This window comes from Streptococcus parasanguinis, from assembly GCF_000963275.1.
GTDB lineage: Bacteria > Bacillota > Bacilli > Lactobacillales > Streptococcaceae > Streptococcus > Streptococcus parasanguinis_B.
Genome location: NZ_JYOW01000001.1, coordinates 1,649,380 through 1,664,168 on the forward strand (window position 1 = coordinate 1,649,380; position 14,789 = coordinate 1,664,168).

The following is a 14,789-nucleotide window of genomic DNA, read 5'->3' on the forward strand; positions in this document are numbered from 1 at the left end:
CCGAATGAAATGAATATATAGAATTTTACTGAAACTTTTTCATCACATTTATGCATGTTTTTCTAAGTTTCCAATACCAAACAAAGAGGCCTTGCTCTTTCGAGCAAAGCCTCTTCCTGTTGGATCTAAAATTGTCACCTCATCAACAAGTTTGTCGATGTCACCTCAATTTTAGTCTTCGCGTTTTTTGCGTTTTGCAAGTCCCGCAAGGCCAACCATACCAAGTGCAGCACCTAACAATGCAGCAGATGCTGATTGTTCTTCACCAGTTTCAGGAAGTGCTGGAGCTGGAGGAGTTGTAGGTGTTGGTGGCGTTGGTGGTGTTGGCGGTGTTGTTGGTGGTGTTGGTGGTGTTGGTGGTGTTGTCGGCGGTGTTGTTGGTGGTGTATTCGGTGGTGTTGTTGGTGGTGTATTTGGCGGTGTTGTTGGCGGTGTTGTTGGCGGAATAACAGTGTTGTTAAACTCTGTATCTTCTGGCAACTGAGTAATAGCCGTCAATACTTTACCGTCTTTGTTAATCATAATACCCACAGTGGCAACCATCTTATCGTATTCAACGCTAGAATCTGTGCCACGGATTTCTTCTACATGGTAGAGATGAGTTCCTTCTTCACCACGTTTGAATTCAAGATTTGAGAAGGTGATCTTACCAGCCGCATCATTGGTTACGGTTTCGATCACATTTCCTTTTTCGTCCTTAAGAACGAAGCTGAATTCACCAGCCTTCAATGCACGACCTTCCAATTTCTTAGTGAATTGGAATTGAACCTTAACTGGAATGTTGACTACACGTTTTTCAGTTGGTTTTTCTGGTTTTTCTACAGTCTTCTTAGTTGGATCGTATTGGTGTACGATTTGTGAAGCTGTATTTTCAATGTCCACACCATCTTGAGCAGATTGTTTAATTTCTGCAGGAATTTCAAACTTGTAGTAACGTCCAAAGGCCAACTTAGTTGTGTCGATAACTTGTGTATTTTCTGCGTCTCCAAGTGACTTAGTCAAGTCTGCTTTAGATGTTGCAGTAATCACACCGTTTTCAACCTTGATATTAAACTTAGCTGTTACATCTTCTCCTGTTACAGAGTCGTATGCCTTAATATCAGCTCCGTTGACAGTCAAGTTTGCACTGTCATATTTATCTGTCACACCAACAGATTGAATATTGTGTGCTTCAGTGAATTTAGTTGTATCCAACCATACTTGGTAGTATACTTTATCACCTTTCTTGAGTGTCTTGGTATTGATATTTTGAGCTTCGTTGTTATCAGTCTTATCAACGTAAGGGTTCGCATTTGTTTCCGCAACCTTATCCTTCAACTCTTTATCATCGTCGAGAAGTTTCACACCTGTAAGATCGAATTTAGATTCGTTCAAGATGTATTTCTCTGGGTTGAATTCTGGAGTTTCAGGTGGACGAACAGTGTTGTTGAATTCTTTATCCGCTGGATCCGTTACCTTAGTAAGGAGAGCTTTCGCTGTTCCATCATGAGAAACTTCAACTGTTACAACTGCTTTCATAGTGTCATAAGTAACGGTTGTATCAGTTCCTTTGACTTCTTCTACAGTGTAGTTGTAAGTTCCTTCTTGACCTTTCTTGAATTCAAGAGCTGAGAACTTAACGTTACCAGATGCATCGTTCTTCACAGTTTCAAGAGTCTTACCATCTTTATCCTTAAGAACGAAGCTGAATTCGTTAGCTTTAAGATCACGGCCTTCCAAACGTTTCGTGAAGTTGAATTTTACTGAAACAGGGATGTTCACAACACGTTTTTCAGTTGGTTTGTTTGGTTTCTTCACTGTCTTGCTTGTTGGATCGTATTGGTGAACGATTTGAGCTGCAGTGTTTTCAATATCCGCACCACCCTTAACAGTATCTTTCACTGTTGCTGGGATGTCGAACTTGTAGTAACGTCCAAACGCAAACTTAGTTGTGTCGATCACTGGAGTATTTTCTGCGTCTCCAAGTGACTTAGTCAAGTCCGCTTTAGAAGTTGCAGAGATCACACCGTTTTCAACCTTGATATCAAATTTAGCAGTCACATCTTCGCCTGTTACAGAGTCGTAAGCTTTGATGTTTGCAACATTGATGTCAAGCTTGTCTTCTTCGTAGTCATCAGTAACACCAACAGATTGGATGTTGTGCGCTTCAGTGAACTTAGTTGTATCCAACCATACTTGGTAAACAACCTTATCGCCACGTTTCACAGTCTTAGTATTGATGTTTGCTGCTTCATTATTGTCAGCCTTATCAGCGTAAGGATTTGCGTTTGTTTCCGCAACCTTGTCTGCCAATTCTTTATCATCATCAAGAAGTGATTTACCAGTAAGGTCGAATTTCTCAGCGTTCAAGATGTATTTCTCTGGGTTGAACTCTGGAGTTTCTGGAGGAGTCACCTTGTTGTTAAATTCTTTGTCCGCAATGTCGCCAACTTTCGCGATCAGAACTTTAGCTTTTCCGTCGTGTGAAACTGTGACTGTTACATTCGCTTTCATAGTGTCGTATGTAACGGTTGCGTCTGATCCTTTAACTTCTTCTACTGTGTAGTTGTGAACGCCTTCTTGACCTTTCTTGAACTCAAGTTTAGAGAACTTAACGTTACCATCTTTATCGTTCTTCACAGTTTCAAGAGTATTACCTTTTGAATCTTTAAGAACGAAGCTGAATTCGTTAGCTTTAAGCTCACGGCCTTCCATACGTTTAGTAAAGTTGAATTCTACTTCAACTGGCACGCTGTTTACACGTTTTTCAGTTGGTTTTTCAGGTTTTTCAACTTTCTTAGTAGTTGGGTTATAGTAGTTAACAACTTGAGCAGCAGTGTTTTCGATGTCAACTCCACCTGCAACGTCAGCTTTCACTGTAGCTGGGATATCAAACTTGTAGTAACGTCCAAATTCGAATTTCGTTGTGTCGATCACTTGTGTGTTTTCTGCATCGCCAAGTGACTTAGTGAAGCCATCTTTAAGGGTTGCAGTAATCACACCATTGTTCACAGTGATATCGAATTTAGCTGTTACATCCGCACCAGTCTTACCATCATAAGCTTTGATTGCTGAACCATCAACATCAACTTTAGCTTCATCGTAGTCATCTGAGATTCCTACTGATTGGATATGGTCTTTGTTGTTTGCATCAAATTTAGTTGTATCCAACCATACTTGGTAAACAAGTTTTTGACCTGGTTTAACTGATTTAGTATTGATATTCGCTTTTTCGTTATTAGATGCATCGTCCGCATATGGGTTTGCATTGGTATCTGCGTACTTGTCTGCCAACTCTTTGTCATCATCTAATAATGAAGTTCCAGTCAAATCAAATTCTTTTTCGTTTAGAACATATTTTTCTGGATTGAATTCTGGAGTTTCAGGAGGTGTTACACGGTTGTTAAATTCTTTATCCGCAATTTTGCCTACAGTCGCTACGAGAATCTTAGCTGTTCCGTCGTGTTTCACTGTAACTGTTACATTCGCTTTCATAGTGTCGTATGTAACGGTTGCGTCAGATCCTTTAACTTCTTCTACTGTGTAGTTGTGTACGCCTTCTTGACCTTTCTTGAATTCAAGAGCTGAGAACTTAACGTTACCAGATGCATCGTTCTTCACAGTTTCAAGAGTATTACCTTCTGAATCTTTAAGAACGAAGCTGAATTCATTGGCTTTAAGCTCACGGCCTTCCAAGCGTTTAGTGAAGTTGAATTCTACTTCAACTGGAACGTTGTTTACACGTTTTTCAGTTGGTTTGCTTGGTTTTTCAACTTTCTTAGTAGTTGGGTTGTAGTAGTTAACTACTTGAGCCGCAGTGTTTTCAATATCCACACCACCAGGTACATCAGCTTTCACTGTTGTTGGGATGTCGAACTTGTAGTAACGTCCAAATGCGAATTTAGTTGTGTCGATGACTTGTGTGTTTTCCGCATCGCCAAGTGACTTAGTGAAGCCATCTTTAAGGGTTGCAGTGATCACACCATTGTTCACAGTGATATCGAATTTATCTGTTACTTCTGCGCCTGTTACTGAGTCGTAAGCTTTGATCTTAGTAGAATCAAGTTCCAATTTAGCTTCATCGTAGTCATCTGAGATTCCTACTGATTGGATGTTGTCCTTGTTAGCTGCGTCAAATTTAGTTGTATCCAACCATACTTGGTAAACCAACTTATCGCCACGTTTAACAGTCTTCGTATTCAAGTTTTGAGCTTCGTTGTTAGATGCATCGTCCGCATATGGGTTCGCATTGGTATCTGCGTACTTGTCTGCCAACTCTTTATCATCATCAACGAGCTTGTCGCCTGTGATATCGAATTTCTCTTCTGAAACAACATATTTCTCTGGTTGGAACTTAGGTTCTGTTGGTGGAGTGACACGGTTGTTAAATTCTTTATCCGCAATGTCGCCAACAGTCGCGATAAGTACTTTAGCTGTACCATCGTGTTTCACTGTAACTGTTACATTCGCTTTCATGGTATCGTATGTAACGGTTGCGTCGCTTCCTTTAACTTCTTCTACTGTGTAGTTGTGAACGCCTTCTTGGCCTTTCTTGAACTCAAGTTTAGAGAACTTAACATTACCAGTCGCATCATTGCTTACAGTTTCAAGAGTCTTACCTTCTGAATCTTTAAGAACGAAGCTGAATTCGTTAGCTTTCAGCTCACGGCCTTCCAAACGTTTCGTGAAGTTGAATTCCACTTCAACTGGTACGTTGTTGACACGTTTTTCAGTTGGTTTGCTTGGTTTTTCAACTTTCTTAGTTGTTGGGTTGTAGTAGTTGACTACTTGAGCAGCAGTATTTTCAATATCCGCACCGCCAGGAACGTCTGCGTTCACAGTTGCTGGAATATCAAATTTATAGTAGCGTCCAAACTCGAACTTAGTAGTGTCAATGATTTGAGTGTTTTCAGCGTCGCCAAGTGACTTAGTGAAGCCATCTTTGAGGTTAGCTGTGATGACACCGTTAGCGATTGAGATGTCAAACTTAGATGTAACATCCGCACCTGATACTGAATCGTATGCCTTGATGTCTGAAGCATTCACAGTCAACTTAGTTTCATCGAAGTCATCTGTGATACCAACTGTTTGGATGTTATCCTTGTTAGCTGAATCAAATTGAGTCGTGTCAAGCCATACTTGGTAATAAAGTTTTTGGCCACGTTTCACAGTCTTGGTGTTCAAGTTTTCTTCTTCGTTGTTTGATGCATCGTCCGCATATGGGTTTGCGTTTGTATCCGCAACCTTGTTAGCCAATTCTTTGTCATCATCAACGAGTTTCGTACCTGTTACATCAAATTTCGCTTCAGAAACAACATATTTTTCAGGATTGAACTTAGGTTCTTCTGGAGGAGTGACACGGTTGTTAAATTCTTTATCCGCAATGTCGCCTACAGTAGCGATAAGTACTTTAGCTGTACCATCGTGTTTCACTGTGACTGTTACATTCGCTTTCATGGTATCGTATGTAACGGTTGCGTCTGTTCCTTTAACTTCTTCTACTGTGTAGTTGTGAACACCTTCTTGATCTTTCTTGAACTCAAGTTTAGAGAACTTAACGTTACCAGAAGCATCATTGCTTACAGTTTCAAGAGTCTTACCTGTTGAATCTTTAAGGACGAAGCTGAATTCGTTAGCTTTCAGTTCACGGCCTTCCAAACGTTTCGTGAAGTTGAATTCTACTTCAACTGGAACACTGTTAACACGTTTTTCAGTTGGTTTGTTTGGTTTTTCAACAGTCTTGCTTACTGGGTTGTAGTAGTTAACTACTTGAGCCGCAGTATTTTCGATGTCTGCACCACCAGGTACATCAGCTTTCACTGTTGCTGGAATATCAAACTTGTAGTAACGTCCGAATTCGAATTTAGTTGTGTCAATGATTTGAGTGTTTTCCGCATCGCCAAGTGACTTAGTGAAGCCATCTTTAAGAGTTGCAGTCATCACACCGTTGTTCACAGTGATATCGAATTTATTTGTAACATCAGCTCCAGTTACTGAATCGTAAGCTTTGATTGCTGAACCATCTACATCAACCTTAGTTTCGTCAAAGTCATCTGTAATTCCTACAGTTTGAACGTTGTCTTTGTTAGCTGCGTCGAATTTAGTTGTATCCAACCATACTTGGTAGTAGATCTTTTCGCCGCGTTTAACAGACTTCGTATTGATGTTTTCTGCTTCGTTGTTGTTTGTTTTATCAACATATGGATCAGTATTTGTTTCACCATATTTATCAGTCAACTCGGCATCATCATCAAGAAGCTTGTTATCAGTGATAGAGAATTTCGCTGTATTCAATACGTATTTCTCTGGTTGGAACTTAGGTTCTTCTGGAGGAGTGACACGGTTGTTAAATTCTTTATCCGCAATGTCGCCTACAGTCGCGATCAGAACTTTAGCTGTTCCATCGTGTTTCACTGTAACTGTTACATTCGCTTTCATGGTGTCGTATGTAACGGTTGCGTCAGATCCTTTAACTTCTTCTACTGTGTAGTTGTGTACGCCTTCTTGACCTTTCTTGAACTCAAGTTTAGAGAACTTAACATTACCAGTCGCATCATTGCTTACAGTTTCAAGAGTCTTACCTGTTGAATCTTTAAGAACGAAGCTGAATTCGTTAGCTTTAAGCTCACGGCCTTCCAAGCGTTTAGTGAAGTTGAATTCCACTTCAACTGGTACGTTGTTTACACGTTTTTCAGTTGGTTTGCTTGGTTTTTCAACTTTCTTAGTTGTTGGGTTGTAGTAGTTGACTACTTGAGCCGCAGTGTTTTCAATATCCACACCACCAGGTACATCAGCTTTCACTGTTGTTGGGATGTCGAACTTGTAGTAACGTCCAAATGCGAATTTAGTTGTGTCGATGACTTGTGTGTTTTCTGCGTCGCCAAGTGACTTAGTGAAGCCATCTTTAAGGGTTGCAGTGATCACACCGTTGTTCACAGTAATATCGAATTTATCTGTTACTTCTGCGCCTGTTACTGAATCGTAAGCTTTGATCTTAGTAGAATCAAGTTCCAATTTAGCTTCATCGTAGTCATCTGAGATTCCTACTGATTGGATGTTGTCCTTGTTGTTTGTATCAAATTTAGTTGTATCCAACCATACTTGGTAAACCAACTTGTCGCCACGGTTCACAGTCTTGGTGTTCAAGTTTTCTTTTTCGTTGTTTGATGCATCGTCCGCATATGGGTTCGCATTGGTATCTGCGTACTTGTCTGCCAACTCTTTGTCATCATCAACGAGTTTGTCACCTGTGATATCGAATTTCTCTTTAGAAACAACATATTTCTCTGGTTGGAACTTAGGTTCTTCTGGAGGACGAACTGTGTTATTGAATTCTTTATCAGCTGGTTCTGTCACGTTTGTGATCAAGGCTTTCGCTGTACCATCATGACGAACTTCAACTGTTACAACAGCTTTCATTGTGTCATAAGTTACGGTTGCGTCTGTTCCTTTAACCTCTTCTACTGTGTACTTGTAAGTACCCTCTTGACCCTTCTTGTATTTAAGGGCAGTAACAGTTTCACCAGCTTTATTGGTGTAATCTACTGGAGCAAACTTGATCTTACCAGCTGCATCGTTGGTTGCAGTTGCAATCACAACATTGTCGCTGTCTTTCAACTCGAATGTGAATTCGCCAGCTTTCAGATCACGGCCTTCCAATTTCTTAGTGAAGTTGAATTCTACTGAGATTGGAACACTGTTGACACGTTTTTCAGTTGGTTTGTTTGGTTTTTCAACAGTCTTGCTTACTGGGTTGTAGTAGTTAACAACTTGTGCTGCCTTGTTTTCGATATCTGCACCAGCTACGACATCGTCTTTCACTGTTGCTGGGATATCAAATTTATAGTAGCGTCCAAATTCGAACTTAGTCGTATCAATGATTTGAGTATTTTCAGCGTCGCCAAGTGACTTAGTGAAGCCATCCTTAAGGTTAGCTGTCAGAACACCATTGTTATCAGAGATATCAAATTTAGTCGTAACATCCGCACCAGTAACTGAATCGTAAACCTTGATATCTGAAGCATTAACAGTCAATTTATCCTTGTCGTAGTTATCTGTGATTCCTACTGTTTGGATATTGTCTTTGTTGTTTGCGTCAAATTTAGTTGTATCCAACCATACTTGGTAGTAAAGTTTTTGACCACGTTCAACTGGTTTCGTATTCAAGTTTTCATCTTCGTTGTTGGCAGTTGTATCGACATATGGGTTTGTATTTGTTTCACCATATTTATCTGTCAATTCAGAATCGTCATCAACGAGCTTCGTACCTGTAATATCGAATTTCGCTTTAGAAACAACGTATTTCTCTGGTTGGAACTTAGGTTCTGTTGGTGGAGTGACACGGTTGTTGAACTCTTTATCAGCAGGTTCTGTCACGTTTGTGATCAAGGCCTTCGCTGTACCATCATGAGAAACAGTAACAGTTACCACTGCAGCCATTGTGTCGTACTCAACAGTTGCGTCTGTACCCTTAACCTCTGTTACAGTGTACTTGTAAGTACCTTCTTGACCCTTCTGGTATTTAAGGGCAGTGACAGTTTTACCAGCTTTGTTTGTGTAATCAACTGGAGTGAACTTGAAGTTACCGTCTGCGTCGTTGGTTGCAGTCGCAATCACAACATTGTCGCTGTCTTTCAACTCGAATGTGAATTCGTTAGCTTTAAGAGCACGACCTTCCAATTTCTTAGTGAAGTTAAATTCTACTGAGATTGGAACATTGTTTACACGTTTTTCAGTTGGTTTTTCAGGTTTTTCAACTTTCTTAGTAGTTGGGTTGTAATAGTTAACTACTTGAGCCGCAGTATTTTCGATATCTGCACCAGCTACTACATCGTCTTTCACTGTTGTTGGGATATCAAACTTGTAGTAACGTCCGAATTCGAATTTAGTTGTGTCGATGACTTGTGTGTTTTCTGCATCGCCAAGTGACTTCGTGAAGCCAGCCTTCAAGTTAGCAGTGATCACACCGTTGTTGACAGCGATATCGAATTTATCTGTTACTTCTGCACCTGTTACAGAGTCATAAGCTTTGATGTCAGCCGCATTAAGATTTAATTTAGCTTCATCATAGTTATCTGAGATACCAACTGTTTGGATGTTGTCCTTGTTAGCTGCATCAAATTTAGTTGTATCCAACCATACTTGGTAAACCAATTTAGAACCACGTTCAACAGTCTTAGTATTCAAGTTTTCTGCTTCGTTGTTTGATGCATCGTCCGCATATGGGTTCGCATTTGTATCTGCGTACTTGTCTGCCAACTCTCTATCATCGTCAACAAGCTTGTCACCAGTGATATCGTATTTCTCTTTAGAAACAACGTATTTCTCTGGTTGGAACTTAGGCTCTTCTGGAGGTGTTACACGGTTGTTAAATTCTTTATCAGCTGCATCTGTTACGTTGGCAACGATTGCCTTAGCTGTACCGTCGTGTGAAACAACCACTTTAACAGTAGCAACCATTGTGTCGTATTTGACAGTTGCATCTGTACCAGGAGTTTCTTCTACTGTGTAGTTGTAAGTCTTACCAAGATCATCACGACCAAATTCAAGAGTCTTGAAGACAATCTTACCAGCAGCGTCATTCTTCACGCGTTCAACTTCAACGCCGTCTTTCTTCAATACGAATTCGAATTCCTTGGCTTGAAGTTCACGACCTTCCAAACGTTTCGTGAAGTTCATTTCCACTGGAACTGGAACGCTGTTGACACGTTTTTGTGTTGGTTTTTCAGGTTTTTCAACTGTCTTGCTTACTGGGTTGTAAACGTGAACTGTTTGGTTGGCTGTATTTTCAATATCAGCACCAGCTTTAACAGATTCTTTCACAGTTGCTGGAATATCAAATTTATAGTAACGTCCAAATTCGAACTTAGTTGTGTCGATAACAGGAGCATTGACTTTATCTTTGATAAATTCATCTTTAGAAGTTGCAGTGATTGTACCATTTTCAACTTTGATGTCGAATTTATTGGTTACTTCTGCACCAGTTACTGAATCATATGCTTTGATGTCCGCTGCATTGACGTCCAATTTATCAGCGTCGTATGTATCAGATACACCAACGTATTGGATGTTGTTTGCTTCAGTGAATTTAGTCGTATCAAGCCATACTTGGTAAACCAATTTAGAACCACGTTTAACTGTCTTCGTATTCAAGTTTTCTGGTTCATTGTTGTTTGTCTTGTCTACATATGGATCTGCATTTGTTTCAGTGTATTCATTTGTCAACTCATCGTCGTCATCCATCAACTTGTTACCAGTGATGTCATATTTCTCTTTAGAAACGACAAATTTTTCTGGTTGGAATTCTGGAGTTTCTGGAGGAGTAACTTTGTTGTTGAATTCTTTATCTGCAGTACCATCAGTAGCCTTACCATTGGCATCTTTACCACCAGTTGATGTCACGTTTGTAACAGTTGTCAATGAATGACCGTTCTTGGCAACTTCAACAGTCACTGTAGCCTTCATTTGGTCGTAAGTCATTCCAAATTCTTTGTTTGCCGGAATCACTTCTTCTACAGTATATGTGTGGGTACCAACTTTTGTATTGTCGAATGACAATTCTGAGAAGGTTACCGTACCATCAGCTTTATTGGTTACTGTTTCAACTTCTCGTCCGTTAGCATCTTTAAGGATGAATTTGAATTCTCCATCTTTAAGCTCACGGCCAGCCAACTTCTTAGTGAAGTCAAATTTCGTTACAACTGGAGAAACCACATAGTTGTTGAACTCTGTGTCTTCAGGCATTGTAACAGCAGTGCTCAAGAGACCTGTAGCAGCATCTTTAGTAACTTTAACTTTCACTTCTGCGTTCATTGTATCGTAATCGATATTTGTATCGTTACCAGCTTTTTCACGCACAGTGTAAGTGTGTTCACCTTCAGCGCTGTATTCAATAGCATCAAATGTGATTGAACCATCTGCTGCATTTTTCTTAGTTTGAATAACGTTGTTGTTTTCAAGCAATTCAAACTCGAAGGCACCTGCTTCAAGTGCTTTACCTTCAAGACGTTTAGTGAACTTGAATTGAGCTTGTGTAGCAGCAGGTGTGAAGGTATTGTTGAACTCTGTATCTGTTGGAAGAGTTGCAACAGCAGTAAGCGCATGACCAGACTTCGTAACCGTTACTGTTACGTTTGCTTTCATTGGGTCATAAGTCATACCTGCTTCAGAACCTTGAACTTCTTCTACAGTGTACTTGTGGTCACCCACTTGAGCATTTGTGAATGTCAATGCGTCAAATTTAACTTTACCGTTGACATCATTTTGTTTTGTTTGAATGACTTTACCATCTTTGTCTTTCAATACAAAGCTAAATTCACCAGCTTTCAAGTCACGACCTGCAAGAGCTTTGCTGAAGTCGAATTGAGCAGTCACAGGAGCCACAACGTGGTTGTTGAATATCTTGTCATCCTTACCAGTTGCTTCACCACCTGTTGAAGTCATTTCAGTCTTGGCACTCAAAAGACCTGTTGCAGCATCTTTTGTAACAGTTACTTTCACGCCGATTGTCATTTCATCGTAGTCTACATCGGCATTGTTGCCTTTCACTTCTTTAACAGTGTAGTTGTAGACACCTTCTTTATCAAATGACAATTCGCTAAAGTTAATCTTACCGTTAGCTTTGTTGGTTACAGTTTCATTAACATTGTTATCACCAGTCAAGGTAAAGCTGAAATCACCAGCATTCAAAGTACCATTTGAAAGTGATTTATCAAAGTCAAGGTTAACTTTCACCGCACCTGGAGTGAAGGTATTGTTGAACTCTGTATCTGATGGAAGAGTGTTCGTTGCTTTAAGAACGTGACCTTCCTTAGTAACAGTGATGGTCACTTCAGCCTTCATTGTATCGTAAGTCATACCAGCTTCTTTATTTTCTGGAATAACTTCTTCTACAGTGTATTTGTGCGTACCAACTTGAGTATTGTCAAAGGTCAAGTCATCAAAGGCTACAACACCTTCTTTAGTGTTTGTCTTTGTTTGAAGAGTCTTACCAGTTGAATCTTTCAATACAAAGTTGAATTCACCAGCTTTCAACTCACGACCTGCAAGAGCCTTGCTGAAGTCAAATTTAGTTTTAACTGGAGCTACAACATAGTTGTTGAAGACTTTATCATCAGCGCTTGAAGCAAATCCACCAGTACCACTGTATTTAACTGAAGCTTCTAAATCACCCGCAGCATTTTTCGTAACCTTTACAGTCATGGTTACTTCCATGGCATCGTAGTCGACATCCTTGTCAGAACCTTTTAATTCAGTGATAGTGTAGGTATAAGTACCTTCTTCTTTGAATGATAATTCTGGGAAGGATGCTTTACCATCTTTATTTGTGACTTCTTGTTCATATGAAGGAAGTGATTTATTTTTGCTCACTTCTTTAATCTTGAAGTTAAATTCACCATCAACTAGCACACGACCTTCCAGTTGTTTTTCAACCTCAGGTTTTACCTTGATAGTTTCTGTCTTGTCATAGTAGTAGATTGGTTGACTGTATGGTGTCAAGGAGTTGAGCAAGTCAACGTTGGTACCGATACCTCCTACTCCACGTTCCAATTGTGAATTTGGTGAAAGGTGACCGATATTGTCTCCCAAGAAAGGAACAAAGACTGTCTTATACGGTGTATATCCAGCAGCTTTTTGGAAGTCGAATGGAACTTCTTTACCATTTGGATAGTTCGTTTGTGCTCCTGTTTTTGGATCAGTTACTGTATGAGCAATCGTTGTGAGGGGAGATTTTTTAACAACTAGTTCTTTAGTATTTGCTTCGCCCGGCTTAATTGGTGCTGTTTCTGCTAGCAACATATAGCCGTCTGTACTCAAGGTGCCATCTGAACGTTTGCTTTGTTGTTTTGGATCTAGAAGATAAACACGAACCACTACAGATCCATCTTCACCTACAATTTCTTTGATACGCTTAATTCCTGCACGCTCAGCATCCATGAATTTGGTACCAACGGTGTAAGGACGGCTTACATAACCAGAAGTTGTATCTGGATCAGCTGTTTGATATAGGGTATAAGCTGTTTCTCTAGTAATTTTATCCGTGATTTTTTCAGTCTTTGTAAATTGACGTTCTCCAGAAGCTGTGAAGTTTTGACCTTCCATCGCTTTCAGAGTATATTTGGCTAACTCAGTTTCACTTCCATTTTCTTTATAGTCCTGAGTTGTAACAGATTTACCAGTTGCTTTATAGGTAGAGTTTGCCTTGTCAACAAGTTTATAGTAAGTAGTCTTTTCAACATTGGTAGGAATCTTAAAGTTTGTATCCGTAACTTGACGACCATTGTAGGCAGGTTCAACCACATTGATAATATCGTTTGAGTTACGTGCTGCATAAACAGCATCAAAACGAGCTTGTTCAGCTGGAGTCAGGTTATGACCAGCAGCTACTAAAGCTTGAATCTCTGATCCAACTTCAAATCCCATTTGAATGAATGGTTGGTCTGTCTTACCAGGTCCTTGACCAGCACCTGCTTGGTAATCCACTTGTAATGTCAACTCTTTATTAGATTTCTGACCTGTTGTAGTGAATTTTTGAATACCACTAGTTGCAGTAATTGTGTGTGTTTCAACAATATTACCAGTATTCTTATCAATCAATTCAACTGTGGTATCTGTTGAAGCATCAAAGCTTTTATACGCACGTGCATAGTAGTTTGTGTTGTAACGCTCATTGTATTTTGTAAGATTCCAGATACCATAAGTATAGACGTCACCTTCTTTAGCTTGGTAACCAGCTGGAATTGTTTGAGAATGTACAGAGGCACCGTTAGGGTCTGTCATGTCAGGGTTAGCTTCAACATTATCAGCTATTTTCGTTGTAACATCAACCGGTGTCACATTGTGGTCTATCAAAGCACGTTTACCGCGACGACGGCTACTTACTGCTAAAGCTCCTGCATTTGTACGTTCTTCATTAGCAGTTGCTACAGCCGCAGCAGCATTTGTACTTGTTGCACTTTCTGCTTGCGCAGTTGCTTCTGTACCAGTGATTGGAGCTGCTGAACTTACAGTAGCTGAAAAAGTAGTTGTTTCTGCTGGTGTAGTTGCTTCTTCTCTTGCAGCTGCTCTCTCTGAGCTTTCACCTGCTGCAGCACGAGTTGCAGTAGGTTGAGCAGTGGTAGCCGCTGTTGTAGAAGCTGGTTTAGAGCTGGTTTCTGCCTTTTTCGCTGTTGGTAGAGCGATTTCTGGCAATGAACCAACGTTTAGTGGTTTTGAAGCTTCTTCAGATTTTTTAGTTTCAGCTTTTTCTTCTTTTTTAGTCTCAGCTTTTGCTTCCTTGCTTTCTGTAGCAGCTGCTTTATCAGCTACTTCAGATTTTTCAGTTGCTGAAGCTGATGCTTCCGAAGTTACAGCAGAATTAGAAAGGTCTACTTTCGGTGCTTGTGCTCCCTCAGCATAGACTGGGGAAGCAGTTGGTGCTTCTGCTTGACTTGACTCTGTTGGAGCAGGTTGTGCTGCTTCTGAAGTTGCTGTTCCCGCAGATTCAGAAGGTGCTGTTGCTTCATCCGCTGACGCAGATTGAGCTCCTGCAGCAAAGAGTGCCGTTCCTAAAAGAACTGAACAAACCCCAACGCTATATTTTCGCAATGAAAAGCGTTGACGCTTATTAAATACATCCTTCATTTATAGGATCTCCTTTTTCATATTTCATGATTCCATGATACAAATAAAATTGTAACATCATTGACATCTGCAGTCAATCTGTTGAAATTTAATTGTAATATTCTTGTTAAAATGTCATATTATACCACATATTTTTTAATAATTTGTGCTAAATTGTCACATTTTTTCCTATTCGGTTCACTTTTTTT

1 protein-coding gene is annotated in these 14,789 nt (G+C 40.0%); it reads right to left on the reverse strand.

Going from position 1 to position 14,789, the window contains the following annotated elements:
• Positions 1-171 precede the first annotated feature (171 nt).
• Positions 172-14,601, reverse strand: coding sequence for an SspB-related isopeptide-forming adhesin (locus TZ97_RS07880; protein WP_045759964.1), 14,430 nt, complete (start codon positions 14,599-14,601; stop codon positions 172-174).
• Positions 14,602-14,789 lie beyond the last annotated feature (188 nt).

Excerpts from the sequence above, each read along its gene's own strand:
- TZ97_RS07880 (WP_045759964.1), bottom strand. The coding sequence starts at position 14,601 with ATGAAGGATGTATTTAATAAGCGTCAACGCTTTTCATTGCGAAAATAT.